Origin of the sequence: Streptomyces sp. NPDC055966 (assembly GCF_042269865.1) — a bacterium.
Classification (GTDB): domain Bacteria; phylum Actinomycetota; class Actinomycetes; order Streptomycetales; family Streptomycetaceae; genus Streptomyces.
In genome coordinates, this window is the sequence record NZ_JBHJYK010000005.1 from 113,984 (window position 1) to 132,401 (window position 18,418).

Genomic DNA, 18,418 nt, shown 5'->3' on the forward strand with positions numbered 1-18,418 from the left:
CAACCCCGCCGCCCGACCTCCCCGCGCCGCACGGTGTGACCTGGGAGGACGCGGTGTGCGTCGGGCTGCTGATCACCACGGGACCTCCCTCGACTGTGTTGTACGTCGTGCGTCACGGATAGGGTGAGCAGTGATCAACCGGACGGGCGGGGATGAGGGCAGCGCGCGGCATGGGCGGCACGGAGGAGAAGCAGTCGACGGGGTCCGGGCGTCCCACGTCACGGGACGTCGCCCGGCTCGCCGGGGTGTCCCACACCGCTGTCTCCTTCGTGTTCAACGGGCGCGCCGAGGGCAATCTCTCGCCCGCCACCCAGGAGCGGATCCGCCAGGCGGCCGCCCAGCTCGGCTACCGCCCCGACCCCGTGGCCCGCGGCCTGCGCCGCCGTCGTACGGCCGTGATCGGCCTGGTCACCGACGAGATCGCGTCCTCACCCTTCGCGGGCCGGCTGCTGCGCGGCGCGATGGAGACCGCCTGGGACAGCGAGCACCTCGTCCTGACCGTGGACTCCGGCGGCGACCCGGCCAAGGAGGACGCCGCCGTCGCCGAACTCCTCGACCGACGCGTGGACGGCATCATCTACGCCGCCATGTCGCTACGACGGGTTCGCGTCCCCGAGGGCCTGCACCGCACCCATTCCGTCCTCGCCAACTGCCTGCCCGAGGACGACTCCCTGCCCTCCGTCATCCCCGCCGAACGCGCCGGAGGTCGCACCGCCGCCCGGCTCCTGCTGGAGGAGGGGCACCATCGGGTCGCCGTGGTCGGTGGCCAGGACGACATCGCCTCCGTCGAGCGGCTGCGCGGCTACCGGGACGCCCTGCGCGTCGAGGGGATCACGGTCCCCAAGGAGTGGGTCCTGCGCACCGGGGGCGAGATCTCCGGCGGTTACGAGGGCGCGATGCGGATCCTCGACGGAGCGCCCGCGGATCGCCGCCCGACCGGGATCTTCTGCTACAACGACCGGGTCGCGGCGGGCGTCCTGCACGCCGCGACCGGCCTCGGCATCGCCGTCCCCGCCGATCTGTCGGTGGTCGGCTACGACGACCAGGAGCACATGGCAGAGTTCCTCACCCCGCCCCTGACCACGGTCGCTCTCCCGCACCGCGCGATGGGCGAGGCTGCCGCCCGGCTCCTCCTCGACTCCATCGAAACCGGACGCACCCCGCCCGCCACCACGCGGCGCATCGCCTGCCCGGTGATCAGTCGTGCGTCCGTGGGGCCAGCGCCCATCCCGTGACGGCGGTCGCCGCCCCCGACACGACGAGCTCGGGCACGTCGTCGGGGCGCAGGTAGACACGCTCGGTGACCGTGGCCCGATCGTCGACGAACAGCTCGAACAACGAACCGTCGACGAGCACTCGCAGCCGCCTGCCCGGCGTCCGCACCACGATCGGCGCCGACGCGTCGACAGGCGTGCGCGGCCGGTCACCGCGATCCAGCGTCACGGTGCCTGCGTCCGGGTCCAGCCGCACCGTCACCTCCGCACCGGAGGCGGACCGCAGCAGGCTCACGGTGGTGGGTCCGTGTGCGGTGACGGTGAGGTCGTACGACTGCGGCAGCGGTACCCGGCCGCCCGGTGCGGTGACGAACGGCTCGGGCGCGCGCAGCAGTTCGAGCTCCTTCGCCGGTACGACGCGCAGCGTGCCGTCCGGATGCACGTCCACCTCTCTCGGCGCGGTGAGAACACCGGCCCACCCGGCGAGGTCCACCTCGCCCTGCTCGCGAGCTTCCCAGGACCAGCCCCACATCAGGGCCCGGTCCGGCTCCTGGAGCACGGCGGGCGCGTAGAAGTCCCGCCCGTGGTCGAGCCGGCCGCCGGTCCGTGCCTCGAATCGCAACTCGCCGTCACCGTAAGGATGCAGACGTCCCGTCAGATATCCTGTGGTCCACGGGTCCCCGTCCCACAGCGATACCACGAGCACCCGTTCCCCACTGGCCGTCGCGTACATCTGCGGGCATTCCCAGCCGACGGCCCGATCGCCGAACAACCCGGCCGCCACGGGGTCGTTGCCGTCGAGGAGCACTCCGGCGAACCGCCAGTCGGTCAGGTCGTCGCAGTCGTACAGCAGGACCGACGGTGTGCCGTCGGCGTGTCCTGCACCGACCAGCGCCCATCGCCGCCCGCCGTCGGTGAACACGAACGGGTCGCGGAACATCGCCACGTCGAGGCCGGCCGGCGGACCGGCCGCCACAGGCGTCGGCAGCGGTTTCCAGTCGGTCAGTGTCTCGTCGTCGGGGACCACGGCCCGGGCCAGGCAGATGGAGCCGAGGCCGGCGTGGTGGCGGTCGACGCCGGTGTACACGGCGGTCGGTACGCCGTCGTCGTCGACCACGCAGCCGGACCAGCAGCCGGCCTCGTCCGGGCCGCCGGGTGTCGGGGCGAGCGTGATCGGGTGGTGCTCCCAGTGCGCCAGGTCGGGGCTGGAGGCATGGCCCCAGTGGACGTTCGCGTGCACCGGGGCGTCGGGGTTGTGCTGGTAGAAGAGGTGGTAGCGGTCCCGCCAACGGAACGGACCGTTGGGGTCGTTCGTCCAGCCGGCGGGCGGGCGGACCCTGAAACGCGGTGCGTTGGGGTCATGGTTCAACGGTTGACTCCTGCGGACGTGATGCCCTCGCGCAGAGGACGCTGGCCGACGACGAACACCGCGACGGCGGGAAGCATGGACAGGACGACACCGGCGAGGACGACGGAGATGGAGCCGGTGCCGAGGTTGCCCTGGAGCGAGACCAGGCCCAGGGGCAGCGTGTAGTTCTGGCCGGAGGTCTCCAGGATCAGCGGCCGGAAGAACTCGTTCCAGTGGTAGTTGAAGGCCAGCACGCCGACGATCGCGAGGCCGGGGGCGGCCAGCGGCGCGTACACGGACCGGAAGATCCGCCAGGGCCCGGCGCCGTCCAGCATGGCCGCCTCGCCCAGGTCCTTGGGCATGCCCAGGAAGTACTGGCGCATCAGGAAGGTGCCGAACGCGGTCGGGAAGGCCGGGATGATCAGGCCGAGCAGGGTGTCGGTCAGGCCCATCGACTTCAGCACCAGGAACACCGGCACGATGGTGACCTGCAACGGCACCATCATCGTCGCCAGCACCAGCCCGAACAGGGGCTTCTTGAAACGGAATTCGAGGCGCGCGAACGCATACCCGGCCAGTCCCGCCGTGATCATCTGGCCGATCGCGATCAGCGCCGTCACCAGGGTGGAGTTGAGGGCGAGCAGCCACACGTCGAGCTGGTCGAACACCCCGCGGTACGCGGCGGCCGTGGGATGCATCGGGATGATCTTCGGGGGCAGGTCGAAGGACTGGGCCGGGGTGCGCAGCGAGGTCGACACGGTCCAGATGACCGGGCCGAGGGTCAGCAGCGCACACACGGTCAGGGCGGCGATGCGTGCCCACGGCCCGAGGGTGTACCGGGCGCGGCTCGGGGACAGGGTTGCTTGGCTCAAGGGACTCACCCGGCTCACTGGTAGTGGACGAAACGCCGGCTGAGCCGGAACTGGAGGGCGGTCACCGCCATGATCAGCACGAACAGCAGCACGCCCACCGCGGACGCCTCGCCGAAGCGCAGCTGCTCGAACGCGGTCTCGTAGATGACCATCACGACGGTGCGGGTGGAGTCGCCGGGTCCGCCGTTCGTCAGCACGTACGGCTGCTCGAAGACCTGCAGCGCGTTGATCACGCCGACGACGGTCGCCACCAGCAGCGTCGGCGACAGCAGCGGCAGCGTGATGTGCAGGTGCCCCCGCAGTCCGGTCGCGCCGTCGAGGGAGGCCGCCTCGTGGATCTCCTTGGGGATGTTGTTCAGGCCGCCGACGAACAGCAGGAACGAGAAGCCGAACTGCTGCCAGACGTAGACGATGACCACCGTCGCCATCGCCGAATTCTCGGACGTCAGCCACGGCACCGGGGCGATCCCGACCAGCCCGATCAGCCAGTTCACCACCCCGAAGTCCTGGTTGAACAGGTACTTCATCACTACCGAGATCGATGCGGCGGACAGCACCAGGGGGAAGAAGAACGCCGAGCGGAACACCGAACGCAGCCACATCGGCATCCGCCCGTTCAGCGCGAGCGCCAGTGCCAGCGCGATGAGCAGCTGCAGCGCGACCGCGAACACCATGAACACGAGGGTGTTGCGGAAGGAGACCAGCACGGTCGAATTACCGAAGACCTCACGGTAGTTGGCGGTCCCGGCGAAGCTGGGGGAGTCGATGACGTTCCAGCGGAACAGGCTGAGCACGACCGAGCCGACGATCGGTACGACCGTGAAGACGACGATGCCGATGATGGTGGGTGCCAGGAAGAGCGTGGCCAGCAGGCGGGTTCCGCGGTCTCGGGGGGAGGTGCGCGGGGCGGGCGACGTACGTGCCGGCGTCCGCACGGGCGTGGTGATCTGAGTGCTCGTCATACCCCACGCTCCATGGCCTTCTCCAGGTCGCCCTGCATCCGGCGCAGCGCAGGCCGCACCGAGCGCGGGGAGGCCAGGGCGGTGCCGGTGTACTTCAGCAGGACCTCGGTCACCTCGGCGACCTGCGGCGGCGCCGGTATCGGCCCGGTGTCGGGGTACTTGTCGAGGGTGTCGTAGAAGACCGGCCAGCGTGCCGGGCCGGTTTCCTTGTAGCGTCCGGCGGTCAGCATCGAGCGGCGCGCCGGGGTCGTCTGGTTGGTGTCGAACAGCGCCGTGAGGGTGTCCTTGCGGGCGGCGTACTTGATGAACTCCCAGGCTTCGTCCTGCTTCCTGGAGGTGCGCAGCAGGGCGTAGCCGGCGGCGCCGAACTGCATGCGCTGGGTGCGCCGGCGAGGGAAGTACTGGACGTCGTAGGCGTCGGCCTTCATGCCGGCCAGGTGCAGTCCGCCCGCCCAGAAGCCGCCCGCGGGCGTGACGCCGACGCGGCCGGTGGAGAAGACGCCGACGAGGTTCTGGCCGTTGCCGCCCTCGGGGCGGGTGCAGAGGTTCTCCTGGATGAGGGAGGCGAGATAGTCGTACGCCTCCTCGACGCGGTCGTCCGTGGCCTGCGGGGTCGTCCAGCGGAAGCCGCCGCCGCGGCCGCTGCGTTCGGCGGCCGGATAGAAGGAGTCCCACAGCCAGGCGCCGCCGGGTGCCTTGGACTCGGCGAGGAGGTTGGTGCCGTTGTTGAACAGCCAGGGCACCACGCCGCCCCACAGCCGGTTGGTCCAGAAGTACGGGGTGAACTGGGAGCCGCTGGACTTCTTCATGGCCCGCAGCAGCGCGGTGAAGTCGTCGCGGGTCCAGTCCGGCGCCGGGAAGTCCGCGCCCGCCCGCCGCAGCACCTGCCGGTTGAGGTACATGTCGGCCGCGTTGAACTCGACCGGCAGCTGGTAGAGATGCCCCTCGTACATCATCGACTCCACCAGCGAGGGGTGGACATCGGCGAAGTACTCCTTCAGCTCCGCCGCGTCACGCATCACCCAGCGGTCCAGCGGGACCCCGAGCCGCTGGGCGAACAGCTGGACGCCCTCGGTGGCGACGTAGACCAGGTCGGGGGCGGTGCCCGCCGCGATCTGGGTGAGGATCTTCGCGAAGAAGTCCGACCAGTCGACGGCCTGCACCGCGTTGATCCGGAGCTTGATGTCCGGGTGCGCTTTCCGGAAGCCCTCGGTGAGCGTGCGGATCGCCTCCGGCCCGTAGGCCGGGCCGAGGGTGGCGACGACGAGCGAGCCGTCGTCGCGGCCGGGTATGTCGGCCCCGGTGAGCCGGTCCCAGCTCGCGGCGGTGCCGGCCAGGGCGGCGGCTCCCGCCCCGTAGGCGCCGTACCGCAGCAGCGTGCGGCGGGTGAGGTGCGAGTCGGTCATCCAACGTGCCTAACTCGTGTTAGATCAGGGTTGATGCCCAGATGATGTGAAGCGCGTCACGGCCGTGTCAAGAGTCGTGAACCCTTGACCTTTAACGAGTTAGGTCGCACAGTCCTGCTTCACATGAGCCGCCGTTTTCACGAGAGGAACGATGTGTGATGCCTGAGATGTCCAGGAGAGCCCTGTTCGCAGGGTCGGCCGTAGGGGTGGCGGCCGCGATGCTGCCCGCGACGGGGGCCGCCGCCACGCCCACCGCCGCGCCGAAGCCCGCAAAGGCGCGGCCGAAGGTGACGGCCGGCTGCGCCAGCTACCGCGCCGAATATCACCACACGGTCCCCGACGGCTGGAAGAACGACCCGCAGCGCCCGGTCTGGATCAACGGCAAGTACCACTACTACTACCTGTACAACGCGGACTACTTCACCGGAGCCGTCGGCACGGCCTGGCGCCTGGCCACGAGCACCGACCTGGTGACCTTCCAGGACGGCGGCGTCGCCGTACCGAAGGACACGACCCCCAACGGCGACGTCTGGTCGGGCTCGGCGGTGGTCGACGCGGACAACACCGCGGGATTCGGGGCGGGTGCGGTCGTCGTCATCGCCACCATGTCGCCCGGCGGCGGCACGGACCGCCAGGAGCAGTTCCTGTACTACTCCACCGACCAGGGGCGTACCTTCACCAACTACGGCACCGATCCGGTGCTGCCCAGTCCGGGTGCGGGGGCCGACTTCCGCGACCCCAAGGTGATCCGCGACGGCGAGCGCGGCCGCTGGGTGATGGCCCTTGCCGAGGGCACCAAGGTGGGCTTCTACCACTCCGACGACCTGAAGAAGTGGACGTCCGTCAGTGACTTCGTCAAGGAGGGGCTCGGCGCGCTGGAGTGCCCGGACCTGTTCCGGATCACCAGCGCGGACGGCACCGCGAAGTGGGTGCTCGGGGTGAGCGCCAACGGCAAGGGCTCGGGGCTGCCGAACACGTACGCCTACTGGACCGGCAGCTTCGACGGCAGCACGTTCACCGCCGACGCCACCGACCCGCAGTGGCTCGACCACGGCTTCGACTGGTACGGCGCCGTCACCTTCGAGAAGCGTCTCGCCGACGGCTCGACCGACCCCGCCACCCGGTACGCGATGGGCTGGCTGAACGACTGGGACTACGCGGGCACCACGCCCACCATCGACTGCGACGGCTTCAACGGCACCGACTCGATCGTCCGCGAGGTGACGCTGAAGCGGACAGCCTCGGGCGCGTACTACCTCGCTTCACAACCCGTCGCCGCCCTGGATGACCACGTCTCGCGCACGGTGAACCTCGGCGACATCGAGGTCAACGGCAGCCGCGCACTGGACTACACCGGCACCGCCTACGAGCTGACCTGCCGGATCACCTGGAACCAGCTCACCGGCGCGGGCCTGCAACTGCGCCGCTCCGCCGACGGCAGCCGGCACATCGATGCCGGAATCTACGGAGACTTCGCATTCCTCAACCGGCGCGGTGCCGTCAACCCCGACACCTCCGGCAAGTGGCAGGAGAGCCACACACCGTTCGACCCGTCCGCAGGCATGGTGACGCTGCGGATCCTGGTGGACCGAACGTCCGTCGAGATGTTCGTGGACGACGGGCGGTACGTGCACTCCACGGAGGCGTTCCCCTATCTCGTCGACACCGGACTGGCGCTGTTCACCATCGACGGGACGGCCGTCTTCCGGGACGTGGTGATACGGGAGTTCACCGTGTGAGGCAGCCGAGGTCTCGCCTGGACGGGGGTCGAGTTCGTGCAGATGCCCGCGCATCCGGTTGATGATGCCCGTGCGTTCGGCGACCAGGTCTTCGCGGTAGTCGACCAGCAAGCACAGTTCCCTGCTGGGCCCGGACAGTTGGGCTGTGGGTAGGTCGGGTGTGGTGTAGGGGTTCGACCTGATCCGGGGGTTTGCTCCGGCGTCGGATCCCGGTTCGCTGTGCACTCTGGCACCGGAACCCCCTCTTCACCGTGCAACTCGACACTCCACACCACGCGTTGATGAGCCTAGTTTCACGACGGAACGCAACCCGCCCGCGGTTCCCATGGCTGTCCGTGCACAGGCACGCTGATGCGCGGACGAACGGCGGAGACCGTCCAAGGCCCCTCACCAGGGCCTCCACTCACACAGGGGGAAGCACACGCATGCTGAAACTCGGGAAGGCCAAGCGCGCCGTCGCCCTCGCCGGCGTCGCCACCATCGGCCTCGGCGGCACCGCCGGCGCCGCCCAAACCCAGCCCAGGGCCGGCACCGCCTGCACCTCGTTCCAGGTCGGCGACAAGATGCCCTACGGCGCCAACGGGATGACCGCCGGCTGGATCTCGCAGTGGTACAGCACCTGCAACGGCTACACCTACGGCCGCTGGGACTGGAACACGAACTTCATGCTGGCACACCCTGGCCGCCAGGTCGTGGTCGGCGTGGAGTCGGACAGCATCGACGGGGGCCAGCCGCACTTCGGCGGCGTGCTGAACTCCACTCCTGGAAACCCTCTGTTCGCCTACTGGGGAAAGCCCCACACCGACGCGTCGGACAACATCTGGCGCGCGGGCGCCGAGCTGGACAACAGCGGCTGCGTGGCGTGGAGCTCCGCGCACAACTACAACAATGGCAGCGAGGTGGCCGGGCCGTACGCAGGCTGCAACGACAGGAACTGGAGCCAGATCCCGTGGACTGCGCCCTGAGCCCGGCCGGAGACATCCTCGGAACGTCTGGCCGACGTGAATCCAAGGTCTGAAGGGTGTACAGGCAATCTGACGTCAGGACGACCACGGCGACACAGCCGTCGAGGACGCAGCCGGAGTCGGCCGAGCCGGCCGAAGACGACTGAGGCCCGGACGAAGAGTGCGGCCCCGTTCGCGCGGAAGTGCACGAAGACGTCCGGGCCGCCGTCGTCCTGAGCGATGAAACCGAAGCCCTTGTCCCAGCAACAATCACCCGGAGAAGAAATGAGACGAATACTCGGCACCAGGGCGGCAGCCCTGACCCTGGCAAGCGCAGCCCTGCTCGGCGGGCTGGTCGCAGCGCCGGACGCCTCCGCCACCGACTGGGGTGGCTGCCGCGCGTGGGAACCCGTGGCTGCCGGCGTGACCCTGTCGCCCTGTGCCTATCCCACCATCGACGGCCGGCTCAACGGCTGGACCTACGTGAGCGACCCCGCCGGGCTCAACATCGACGTCTGCGCCCAGGTTCTCCGAGTCAACCCGGACGGCTCCACAACGGAGGTCGCGGACCTCCACTGCGCCGGCTGGAATAAGCAACCCTGGGCCTTCCAGCCGGGCTACCTCTCGATAGCTCCCGGCAAGTACGTGGTGCAGGCCGGCTTCTGGGCCACCATCAACGGCCACTACGGCTACCAGGGCTTCGTGCAGTCACCGCGCGTCGACATACCCTGACGCTCGCCGTCGAGGCGGGCGAGTGCAACTGCCAGGTCCCCGACGGGTGGGCCGGGCTAGAGCTCCGGTGCCGGTCGGTCCACCCGGCGGGACATGAAGAGGGCCACCTCACCGGCGGACTCCGTGCCGTCGTAGAGCGAGGTGTCGAGCCCGCAGAAGGTGAAGCCCATGCGCAGGTAGGCGCCGACGGCGGGCGCGTTGACGCTGCTGACCTCCAGCCACATGTGCGCCGCCCCGCACTCCCGGGCGAAGCCGAGCGCGAGCCGCATCAGGTTCCGCCCGATCCCCTTGCCCCGCCAGGCCGGTGCCACCGCGATGTCACGGATGGTCAGACGCGCGTTCCACGGCGCGAACGAGGCCGTGACGAACCCGCACACCTCGCTACCGGCGACGGCGACCATCGTGCGGCTCGGACCCGTGTCGTCGTCGGCGGCGGGCTCGTCGGGCTCGTCGTCCGGGAAGGTCTTGTGGAGGGGAGGGGTGACGGGGATGCGCCGGAGCCCGAACCCGCCTTCCGTGACGGTGACTTCGTACACGGAGTCCGTGCTGAAGGAGGAGTCGACGCCCGCCAGGGCATCGCGGTCGCCGGGCCGGGCCGGCCGGTAGACGACGGGCCCGGCCGTACCGGGAACCGTCGTGCCCTCTCCAGTCGTGTGCATGCCCCGACCGTACGGCAGCCCGCGTGCCGCCGTTGTGCGCCCGCGCTATGCGGGACGCTGCGAGGCGGCCGCGGTGGGCCGGAGATCGGCCAGGGTGAGGGGATGGGCCGGTGCGTCGGGCAGGGCGATCCGGCTCGTGGTGTGCAGGTCGGGGCCGACGTGGAGCAGTTCACCGGGATCCAGCAGGCGCCACAGCGGGCTCTCGTCCATCGGCTCGCTGGCCACGACGACGGAGGGGAGCGCGCCCAGCCGGGCCGAGCGGACCCGCAGATGGCCGTACCGGCCCGCGTGGTCCAGGTGCCGCGCGCCATGGTGACCGCCTGCCGGGCGGCGCAGCACGTACAGCTCGTGCGTGGCGGGATAGCGCAGGGCCCACAACTCGTCGGGGGTGGTGAGGACGATGTTGAGGGCGAACAGGGGAAGGTGTTCGGCGACCCAGCGCGCCGCGGCGGCGAGGCCCGCGGACACGTCGCCGCCGTGCGCCGCGGTCTCCCGGGTGACCAGGGCGAAGAAGCGCTCGGAGTCGGTGTCGCCGCGTACAAGGGACCGGTCCTCGCCCAGGTGGCGGTCGAGTTCGTCGAGCCCCTCGATCACCCCGTTGTGCGCGAACAGCCGCCCCTCCTGCTCGAAGGGGTGGGTGTTGCGCATGTCCAGGCCGCCGGTGGAGGCGTAGCGGATGTGCGCGAGGAAGGTGGCCGACTCGACCTCCCGGGCCTCCCGGGCGAAGGCGCGGTCCTCATAGGCGGCGATCGGGGCCTTGTGCACCTCGGGCGTCCCGTCGGCCTCGAAGTAGCCCAGTCCGGTGCCGTCGGGTTCGCGGTGGCTCTGTGCGCTGAGGCTGTCGGGGGCGTCCAGCAGCCAGAACGTGGCGTGTGTGCGATGGGGGGAGCTGGTCAGTCCGAACAGCCGGCACACGGCATCCTCCTTGTCGCCCTTGCCGCCGGTCCTCCGCCGGGACCCGGCGCCGTACGGCGGGACGACCATGGTCCCGCGCGCCGGGCGTTCCCGCACGCGGCGCAGGTGGGGACATACCCGCCCGTGGCCGGAATCCCGCGTCGGGGTCGCGCCGATCCGGGGCCTCAACCGGCCGTGCGCAGCACCGAGTCGAGCGCCTCGCCGACCGTCGGGTGGGCGAAGGAGAAGCCCGCCTTCTCCAGGGCGCCCGGGACGACACGGGCGCTGCACGTGATGCTCGTGGCGAACTCGCCCAGTACCGCGCGCAGGGCGACGGCGGGGACCGCCGCGAACGCCGGGCGGTGCAGGGCGCGGCTCAGAGCCCGGGTCACCTCCCGGTTCGTGGGCGGCTCGGGGGCCGTGAGGTTGACGGGGCCGGACAGCTCTTCGGTGTCGAGGGCGAAGCGGAGCGCCGCGATGTGATCGGTCAGCGAGATGACCGGCCAGTACTGGTCGCCGGAGCCGAGCCGGCCGCCGAGCCCGAGCCGGAAGAGCGGGAGGAGCCTGCCGAACGCGCCGCCCTCGGCGGAGACCACCAGCCCGGTGCGCGGGTGCACCACGCGGACGCCGGCCTGCCGCGCGAGGTCGGCGGCCGCCTCCCACGCGACGCAGACGGAGGCCAGGAAGTCGTCCCCGGCCGGCCCGCTCTCGTCGGTGATCCGCTCGCCGGTGTCGCCGTAGTAGCCGGTCGCGGACGCGGACACCAGGACGCGGGGCGGGGCGGCGGCCGCGGCCACGGCACGCGCGAGGGCCGTGGTGCCCCGGACCCGGCTGTCGAGGATCTCCCGCTTGTACCCCGAGGTCCACCGCTTGTCCCCGACGCCCGCGCCGGCCAGGTGCACGACGGCGTCGGCTCCGTCCAGCGCGCCGGGCTGGACCCGCTCCGCGACCGGGTCCCAGTGGGCGGTCTCGCTGCCGTCCCGAGGAGCGGTGGCGAACCGGTCGCGGACGAGACGGACGACCTGGTGGCCGTCCGCGAGCAGCGAGCGGGTGAGAGCGGAGCCGATGAGTCCGGTGGACCCGGTGATCGCGACGCGCATGGCGTCCTCCCGAGCAGGCGTGGGCGGTTCACGTGATTCAAATTTGAATCACGAGGGACCCTACACCTGGTGCTTGTAAGTTCAAGTAAAGGCTCGTGGGTGCGCGGATTCACCGGGGCTGCCCCGGTACCCGCTGGACGAGGTCCATGGCGGCGGAGTCCCAGGTGGGATGCGTGAAGGTGAACCCGGCCTCGTGCAGCCGCCCCGGCGTCACGCGGCGGCTCTTGAGGAGCAGTTCGGTGTCCGAGCGGAACGCGAATGCGCCCAGTTCCGCCATCCAGCGCGTCGCGGGCAGTCCGAACGGGACGCCCCAGGCCGCGCGCAGGGTGCGCATGAACTCCCGGTGGGGGAGGGGGCCGGGGGAGGCGAGGTTCACCGGTCCGTCGATGTCCTCCCGGTCGACCAGGAACTCCACCGCGCGGACGAAGTCCTCGTCGTGGATCCACGAGACGTACTGCGCACCTCCCGCGACGGGCCCGCCCAGCCCCAGCCGGGCGAGGCCCAGCAGGACGTCGAAGACCCCGCCGTGGTCCGGGCTCATCACCATCGCCGCGCGCAGCGCCACCTTCCGGGTCGCGGGCGTCGGCGCCTCGCGCTGTGCCCGCTCCCAGTTCTCGGCGATCTGCACGCTGTAGGCCCAGTAGTCCGGCACGCCCGGCTCGGAGCCGCCGATCACCCCGGTCGCCTCGTCCTGCGCCGCGTCGAAGCGGTGGGCGTAGATCGTCGCCGTGCTCATCTGCAGCCACACCCGCGGCGGCCGCGCGGCCACCGCGATCGCCTCACCCACCACCCGCGCGGAGTCCACCCGGGAGTCCATCATGGCCCGCAGGTTCGCGGGGGTGTAGCGGCACGAGACGCTGCGCCCGGCCAGATTGACGACGACGTCGCAGCCGTCGATCGCCTCGGCCCACGGCCCGAGCGTGACCCCGTCCCAGCCGATCTGGCGTGCTCGCCGCGGACGTCTGGTCAGCACCGTGACCTCATGGCCGGCGGCCGTCAGCGCGCGGTCGAGAATCGTGCCCACCTGTCCGGTGCCCCCGGGCAGAACCACCTTCATCGCGCCCCCTCCGTTCGTGTCGGACACAGCGTAGCCCTGGAGTTGAACGCGTTCAAAACCATGGTGGGCGTCTACGTCCCTCGGCTGTCCCGCAGTGTTCGCTCCGTCGCATAGGCTGACCTGCGAGACGGCCGACGCCAGGTCGTTTCGAGGTGGAGAGGAGCAGCCCGTGGACACCGTGGGGGAGAGCCTGGACCGGGCGCTGGAAGGGGCGTTCACCCGCCCCGTCCCCAAGTCCGCGCAGGCTCAGATGAAATACCTGGTCAAGCAGCTCAAGGGCACACGGCCGGCCGCCGAACTGCTGGGCGTCTCGCAGCGCACCGTCGAGCGGTACGTCGTCGGCACGCTCCGGCATCCCCGCAGGGATCTCGCCGCGCGACTGGAGCGCGAGGTCAGGCAGCGCTGGCAGCCGCAGGTGCGGGCGCGGGCCAGGGACCGGGCCGCCACGGCGGAGGGCATCGTCGTCTCGGCGCGCGCCCGGTTCGGCTTCACCGCGGCGCCGGGCACCACGGACGACGCCCGGCTCCGCCACATCACCCAGGCACTGCCGCCCCGTTGGGCCGAGCGCCTGTTCGCCGCCCGCGACCGGGGCGCCACCGAGGCACAGTTGCAGGACATCGCCGCCCAGGGCCTGGGCGAGATGTACTTCCGCGACGCCGGACGCCGCGCCCAGGGCCTGCTGGTGGAGTTCACCGACGTCGAGGACATCGACATCTCCCTGTGAACCAGGGCCTGTCGGGCCGGTACCGGCCCGACAGGCCCTGGTCACGGCAGGGCGAGAACGTCGTCGATCGCGGACCGGATCTCCGCGTCCTCCAGGAAGGCCCGGTAGTCCCGGTACGTCGACAGCCGCCGGTCGGACCCCCGCACCGCACGCAGGGCTGCCCGCGCCGCCGGAGAGACCGTGCCGATCCTGGCCAGGGCGCGCAGCGCGTCGAGGAAGAGGCCGTAGGTGTCTCCGCCGCCGGCGACGGGATGGACGTACTCCTCCAGGACGGATCCGGTCGGCTCCGGCTCGCCGGTGACCGACCACAGCGCGACCGCCGCGCGCAGCCGCACCCAGCTGTCACCGTGCTCCATGACATGCCGCACCCGGCCGGCGTAGCCCGCGGCCGCCGGTCCGAAGTCGCCGAGGAGGCCGACGGGACCGTAGAGCGGCGCCTCCCCGGTCAGCACCGCCTCCCCGATGAGCCGCAGCGCCGCGTCGCGGTCGCCGCCCAGGCTCCAGGCCGCCCACGCCACCTTGTGATGGTTGCCGGGGAAGTCGAGGACCGTGCAGCGGCGCACGGCGGGCTCGGCCGAGTTCGCGGCCGGTCCCATCGCCACCAGCGCGTCGAGTGCGTGCAGCGAGTACCGGGTGTCGTCCAGCAGGGCCACCACGTCCGGCAGCGCGGGCGCCGCGGCCGGCCCCCACGCGGTGAGGACTTCCAGGAAGCAGCAGGTGAGCGAGCCGCCCACCCCGTCGTCCCGGAGCAGCTTCCGCACCGCGGGCAGCAGGGCCTGCGCGTGCGCCCGCAGGGGGATCAGGACGTCCTCGACCTCCGGCAGGCGCGGGTCGCCCGAGACGTACGCGCGTGAGTACTGGCCCTCGTACGGCGCGTACAGCCGCTCGACGAGCCCCGGCAGGGCCCGCTCGTCGCCGATGCGGGTCAGCGCCCAGCGGGCGTGGTCACCGACGGTGCCCTCAAGAAACCCTGCCTCGCCCGGGTCGTCGAGGAGGGCGGCCAGCTCGTCGGCGTACGGCGCCGCCCGCGGCCCCAGCACGGCCAGCAGGTGGGCCGCCCGGTACCGTACGCCGTCGTCCGGATCGGCGAGCAACGCGCCCGCGAGCGGCACCAGCGACGATGCCGCCGACGGCCGGACCGCCGACAGCCGCCACCCCTCGTCCAGCGCGGCCCGGCACAGCAGGGTGTCCCCGTTCCGGCGCGCCGCGCCGATGAGCCGGACGACGAAGGCGAGTCCCGTCCGCGGCGCGCCCTCGAACAGGCGGGCCGTCCAGGAGACGACATCCTCACGGGTGAAGCCACCGTCGACGTCCGGGACGTACCAGATCGCCTCGAACTGCGGACGCGCAGCCGGGTCGGACAGCACGTCCACCAGCAGGTCCAGCTCGCGGACCGCCGCCCGGGCGTCGAACGCGGCCCAGGCGTGCACGGCCGCGACCCGCACGACGGGACCCTCCGTACGCAGCGCCCGGGCCACCACCGCCCGCACCCGATCCACCGGGCCCGCGTCGGCGCAGTCGGCCGCGGCGGTGCCCAGCGCGAGCAGCACAGGAAGCCGCACCGTCGGGTCCGTCTCGGCGTGCCACCGCTCCAGCAGCACGCCGATCCCCTCGCCGAGGGGCAGGGCCTCCCGGCGCACCTCGGGCAGCGGGTCCGCGAGCAGCGCCCGGAACCGGGGGCGCTGGGCCCGCCATGCCTCGTGCCACCCCGCGTCCACCCGGCCCGGGTCGGCTTCGGCCGCCGCCTCGGACAAACTCGCCAACAGCCCGACCAGCGTGACCCGGGCGCCCATGCCCGGATCGCCGGCGAGGGCGACGACGAACGGCAGCGCGGCCGTCGCCACGGCGGCCACGCGTCCGGTGCCCAGCGCGAAGCAGCCGAACAGGGGGTAGCAGTCTTCCTCGGTCGCCGCTCCGCCCTTGAGGGCCAGGCGACGCAGGGCGTCCCGCATCTCCTCGGCCGGGTGGTGCCCGAGCGCCGACTCCAGCCGCTCCCACGGCACCTCGTCCAGCGCCTTCAGAGCCATGCCTGCCACGCCATCTCCCCCTGTGACCGCGAATGGGCGTTCCGACGGACACTCTGTCATCGAATGGCGGCCGAATGGCGGCCTCCGCGGGATCGCCGGACCGGGCCCGGGCTCTCGTGACGCCCCCGTCGGCGAGGGCCTACGCGTCGGCGAGGGCCGTGACCTCCGCCGCGGTCAGTGTCCTTCCGTAGACCCTGAAGTCGTCGACCGCCGCCTTCAGGTACGGGTCCGGGTACTGCGACCTGCCGATGTACGCGGCCCGGATGTGGTCGCCGAAGTCGCGGGGCTCGACGGCGACCGCCGTGTTCCGGCCCACCTCACGGCCGTCGGCGTAGAGCACGGCCGTGCCGGATCCGTAGGTGACGGCCACATGCACCCAGCGGTCCGTCGGCAGCGGGTCGGCGTCGATGCGCTGCTCGGCTCCGCCGCCGCTCGTGGTGATCGCGTAGCGCAGGGTCCCCGCGTCGCTCAGCGGGGTGAGGAACATGTTGGCGCTGACCCCGGTGCCGAAGTCGAAGATCCGGCTCCAGGTGGCGGGCCGTCCGGCGAGGTTCACCCAGGTGGCCACCGAGTAGGCGGACGCGCCCGCCAACAGGTCGGCGGCCACGGCGACATGACCGTCCGTGCCGTCCAGCGCGACGGCGCCCGCGAGATGCCCCTGGGCCCAGGCGGCGCCGCCGGTCAAGGTCGCCGTCCTCCCGTTGCCGGTGGCGTCGGCGGCGCTGGTGCCGGAGGCCTCGTCGAAGCGGTACCAGGCGGCGAACGCCGGGGGCGGGGACGGGGGCCGGCCGGTCAGCCAGTAGACGTTGTAGTACTGGTGGTGGACGCGGGCGACGGGCAGCAGCGTCACCGTCTTCTGGCCGGCCGTCGCGCTGAACCGCAGCGGGTCGGCCGATGTCTGCCGGATCGTGCCCGTGTCCAGCCGGGGCATCGAGCGGCTCTGCGTGGTGCCGTACGCCCCGGCGAGCACCACCGGACCGTGCAGCACGGCCTGGACGTCCGGGTCGTCGGGGGTGGCTTCGAGGGTCGTGCGCATCGGCAGGGCGACCTCGACCTGGTCGCCGGTCTTCCACGCGCGGTCGAGGCTCAGCCAACTGCCCGCGTCCAGGCGGCCTTTGATGGTACGGCCGTTCAGCTTCACGCGCGCGCCGGAGGCCCAGGCCGGGATGCGCACCCGCAGCTCGTGCCGTGCGCTCCCGGCGGTGACCGTGAGCACGGTCGAGGCGGTGTCGGGCAGCCGGGTGGTCTGCCGCCAGGTGATCCCCTGCTCCTGCCAGTGCACCTCGGACGGGATGAACAGGTTGACCAGCAGCCGCTGTTCGTCGTGCGTGTAGATCGTGTCCGCGAACTTCGCCTGTGTCTCCATGCCGGTGCCGTGGTCGCAGGAGAAGTTGTCGTAGTCGGTGGAGTACGCGTTCGGGTCCGTGCCCATGAAGGACGGCTGCTGCTTGAAGGAGCCCGGGCCGAGGCCCGTGTAGTAGATGTCGAAGCCGTGCGCCGAGTCCGGATCCTGCTCGCCGAGCATCTGGTTGAACAGGGTGCGCTCGTAGTGGTCGAGCAAGTCGGTGCGGTCCGGTGCCTCGAAGTGCAGCAGCCGGGTCAGCTTGAGCATGTTGTAGCTGTTGCAGTTCTCGCAGGTGCCGTTGGACAACTGGGCGGCGATGGCGTCCGGTTCGTGGAAGGCCTCGCCGTTGCTGTTGCCGCCGATGACGTACGAGTGGTGGTCGGTGACGATCTGCCAGAAGTTCTGCGCGATGGTGCGGTAGCGGTCGGTCAGACCCTCCTGCCACAGCCGCATCGCGCCGACCATCTTCGGGATCTGGGTGTTGGCGTGCAGCCCGGCCAGCCGGTCCTCGCCGGCGGCCAGGGGGTCGAAGACCCGGGCGTGGGTGAAACGCTGGGCGACGTCCAGCCAGACCGTGTCCCCGGTGATCGCGTGCAGATCGGCGAGGACGTCGTTCATCCCGCCGAACTCGGTCTCCAGCACCTGCTGCATCTTGGTGTAACTCAGCTTCCCCGTACGGGTGTTGACCCACTCGCCGAGCTGGAGCACCACGTCGCGGGCCTGGGCGTTCCCGGCCAGCCGGTACTGGTCGACCAGCCCCGCCATGATCTTGTGGATCGTGTAGTACGGCGCCCAGACGCCCGTCCCGGCCTCCAGCCGGTCGAAGAAGCTCTCCGGGAAGGCCGACAGATAGCCCTTGCCGTACCCGGCCGACGGCGACGCGGCCTGGCAGGCGGCCAGGGCCGCCACGAGGCTGCGGCCCTTGTCGCGCAGCGCGGTGTCTCCGGTGTTCGCGTAGGTGAGCGCGAGACCGGAGAGCAGATGACCGGTGGAGTGCCCGCGCAGCTCCACGCCCGGTGCCTCCCAGCCGCCGCAGGGCTGGGCGCCGGAGGGCAGGCCGACGTTCAGCCGGAAGGTGTGCAGCAGCCGGTCGATGTCGACGAAGCGCAGATAGGCGGTGTTGCGGTGCTGGTTGTCCTGGAACGGTCCGGCCAGCAGCGTCATCGCGGTCAGCGGGAACGGCTGGACGCGAACGGCTCGCCGGCGCGGTGCCGAGGCGTGGTGCGGTGTTGAGGCGTGGTGCGGCGCTGCCTGGGCGGGGCCCGTGTCGGTCACCGTCAGGGCCGCCGCGGTCGCGCCGGCCGCCGTGAGGACGGACCGTCTGCCGAGGGGTGGGGTCACGAAGTCCTCCGCATGTCGATGGCATGAGTGGTGCGTTCGAGATATCGAAATCTG

Annotated in this window: 15 protein-coding genes and 1 pseudogene; 5 read left to right on the forward strand and 11 right to left on the reverse strand. The window is 71.4% G+C overall.

The window, feature by feature from the left end:
* Positions 1-170 precede the first annotated feature (170 nt).
* Positions 171-1,235, forward strand: coding sequence for a LacI family DNA-binding transcriptional regulator (locus ACFC8N_RS12760; RefSeq protein WP_356024270.1), 1,065 nt, complete (start codon positions 171-173; stop codon positions 1,233-1,235).
* On the opposite strand, the gene ACFC8N_RS12765 is transcribed toward ACFC8N_RS12760, so the two are convergent.
* The 4 genes from ACFC8N_RS12765 to ACFC8N_RS12780 are packed head-to-tail and all read right to left on the reverse strand — an operon-like array spanning position 1,198 to position 5,802.
* Positions 1,198-2,583, reverse strand: coding sequence for a glycoside hydrolase family 32 protein (locus tag ACFC8N_RS12765; RefSeq protein WP_376288104.1), 1,386 nt, complete (start codon positions 2,581-2,583; stop codon positions 1,198-1,200). The genes ACFC8N_RS12760 and ACFC8N_RS12765 overlap by 38 nt on opposite strands.
* Positions 2,580-3,434, reverse strand: a complete 855-nt coding sequence (locus ACFC8N_RS12770) for a carbohydrate ABC transporter permease (RefSeq protein WP_362822844.1) — start codon at positions 3,432-3,434, stop codon at positions 2,580-2,582. The genes ACFC8N_RS12765 and ACFC8N_RS12770 overlap by 4 nt, the downstream gene beginning before the upstream one ends.
* A gap of 14 nt (positions 3,435-3,448) precedes the next feature.
* Positions 3,449-4,396 carry a carbohydrate ABC transporter permease gene (locus ACFC8N_RS12775; protein WP_376288105.1) on the reverse strand — a complete coding sequence of 316 codons (948 nt, stop codon included), beginning with the start codon at positions 4,394-4,396 and terminating at the stop codon, positions 3,449-3,451.
* Positions 4,393-5,802: an extracellular solute-binding protein gene (locus ACFC8N_RS12780; RefSeq protein WP_376288106.1), complete on the reverse strand. Its 1,410-nt coding sequence runs from the start codon at positions 5,800-5,802 to the stop codon at positions 4,393-4,395. Before ACFC8N_RS12780 ends, ACFC8N_RS12775 begins: the two co-directional genes overlap by 4 nt.
* Positions 5,803-5,960: 158 nt before the next feature.
* Here ACFC8N_RS12780 and ACFC8N_RS12785 point away from each other — a divergent pair, with 158 nt between their 5' ends.
* Both ACFC8N_RS12785 and ACFC8N_RS12790 read left to right on the forward strand, forming a co-directional pair.
* The gene (locus tag ACFC8N_RS12785; RefSeq protein ID WP_376288107.1) at positions 5,961-7,541 is read left to right on the forward strand and encodes a glycoside hydrolase family 32 protein; all 1,581 of its coding nucleotides are present in this window, start codon (positions 5,961-5,963) and stop codon (positions 7,539-7,541) included.
* A 425-nt stretch (positions 7,542-7,966) separates the two neighbouring features.
* Positions 7,967-8,506 (forward strand): hypothetical protein, encoded by a 540-nt coding sequence (locus ACFC8N_RS12790; RefSeq protein ID WP_376288108.1) that lies wholly within the window; start codon positions 7,967-7,969, stop codon positions 8,504-8,506.
* A 155-nt stretch (positions 8,507-8,661) separates the two neighbouring features.
* Here the strand turns inward: ACFC8N_RS12790 and ACFC8N_RS12795 are convergent.
* Positions 8,662-8,772 (reverse strand): annotated as a pseudogene (locus ACFC8N_RS12795) (cold-shock protein); the annotation flags it as partial.
* On the opposite strand from ACFC8N_RS12795, the gene ACFC8N_RS12800 reads away from it, so the two are divergent.
* Positions 8,771-9,217 (forward strand): hypothetical protein, encoded by a 447-nt coding sequence (locus ACFC8N_RS12800; protein ID WP_356023999.1) that lies wholly within the window; start codon positions 8,771-8,773, stop codon positions 9,215-9,217. The pseudogene ACFC8N_RS12795 and the gene ACFC8N_RS12800 overlap by 2 nt on opposite strands.
* A 56-nt stretch (positions 9,218-9,273) precedes the next feature.
* Here the strand turns inward: ACFC8N_RS12800 and ACFC8N_RS12805 are convergent, their stop codons facing one another.
* From ACFC8N_RS12805 to ACFC8N_RS12820, 4 genes are all read right to left on the reverse strand, one after another.
* Complete coding sequence (locus ACFC8N_RS12805) at positions 9,274-9,876, reverse strand: GNAT family N-acetyltransferase (RefSeq protein WP_376288109.1); 603 nt, start codon at positions 9,874-9,876, stop codon at positions 9,274-9,276.
* A 45-nt stretch (positions 9,877-9,921) separates the two neighbouring features.
* Entirely contained in the window at positions 9,922-10,791 is an 870-nt protein-coding gene (locus ACFC8N_RS12810) for a class II glutamine amidotransferase (protein ID WP_376288293.1), read from the reverse strand.
* A gap of 164 nt (positions 10,792-10,955) precedes the next feature.
* A complete protein-coding gene (locus ACFC8N_RS12815; RefSeq protein WP_376288110.1) occupies positions 10,956-11,870 on the reverse strand; it encodes a TIGR01777 family oxidoreductase in 915 nt (304 codons plus the stop codon).
* Between the two features lie 109 nt (positions 11,871-11,979).
* Positions 11,980-12,927, reverse strand: coding sequence for a TIGR01777 family oxidoreductase (locus ACFC8N_RS12820; RefSeq protein ID WP_376288111.1), 948 nt, complete (start codon positions 12,925-12,927; stop codon positions 11,980-11,982).
* Positions 12,928-13,096: 169 nt separating this feature from the next.
* On the opposite strand from ACFC8N_RS12820, the gene tpg reads away from it, so the two are divergent.
* On the forward strand, positions 13,097-13,651 hold the full coding sequence (tpg, locus tag ACFC8N_RS12825) for a telomere-protecting terminal protein Tpg (RefSeq protein ID WP_356024008.1): 555 nt from the start codon (positions 13,097-13,099) through the stop codon (positions 13,649-13,651).
* Between the two features lie 41 nt (positions 13,652-13,692).
* Here tpg and ACFC8N_RS12830 read toward each other — a convergent pair whose 3' ends face one another.
* Positions 13,693-15,687, reverse strand: a complete 1,995-nt coding sequence (locus ACFC8N_RS12830) for a hypothetical protein (protein WP_376288112.1) — start codon at positions 15,685-15,687, stop codon at positions 13,693-13,695.
* A 130-nt stretch (positions 15,688-15,817) separates the two neighbouring features.
* Positions 15,818-18,364 (reverse strand): beta-L-arabinofuranosidase domain-containing protein, encoded by a 2,547-nt coding sequence (locus ACFC8N_RS12835; RefSeq protein WP_376288113.1) that lies wholly within the window; start codon positions 18,362-18,364, stop codon positions 15,818-15,820.
* Positions 18,365-18,418 lie beyond the last annotated feature (54 nt).

Bases quoted from the DNA above. Each gene is read 5' to 3' on its own strand.
- ACFC8N_RS12820 (WP_376288111.1), bottom strand. From the start codon at position 12,927: ATGAAGGTGGTTCTGCCCGGGGGCACCGGACAGGTGGGCACGATTCTC.
- ACFC8N_RS12805 (WP_376288109.1), bottom strand. From the start codon at position 9,876: ATGCACACGACTGGAGAGGGCACGACGGTTCCCGGTACGGCCGGGCCC.
- ACFC8N_RS12800 (WP_356023999.1), top strand. From the start codon at position 8,771: ATGAGACGAATACTCGGCACCAGGGCGGCAGCCCTGACCCTGGCAAGC.
- ACFC8N_RS12780 (WP_376288106.1), bottom strand. From the start codon at position 5,802: ATGACCGACTCGCACCTCACCCGCCGCACGCTGCTGCGGTACGGCGCC.
- ACFC8N_RS12775 (WP_376288105.1), bottom strand. From the start codon at position 4,396: ATGACGAGCACTCAGATCACCACGCCCGTGCGGACGCCGGCACGTACG.
- ACFC8N_RS12815 (WP_376288110.1), bottom strand. From the start codon at position 11,870: ATGCGCGTCGCGATCACCGGGTCCACCGGACTCATCGGCTCCGCTCTC.
- ACFC8N_RS12790 (WP_376288108.1), top strand. From the start codon at position 7,967: ATGCTGAAACTCGGGAAGGCCAAGCGCGCCGTCGCCCTCGCCGGCGTC.
- ACFC8N_RS12785 (WP_376288107.1), top strand. From the start codon at position 5,961: ATGCCTGAGATGTCCAGGAGAGCCCTGTTCGCAGGGTCGGCCGTAGGG.
- ACFC8N_RS12760 (WP_356024270.1), top strand. From the start codon at position 171: ATGGGCGGCACGGAGGAGAAGCAGTCGACGGGGTCCGGGCGTCCCACG.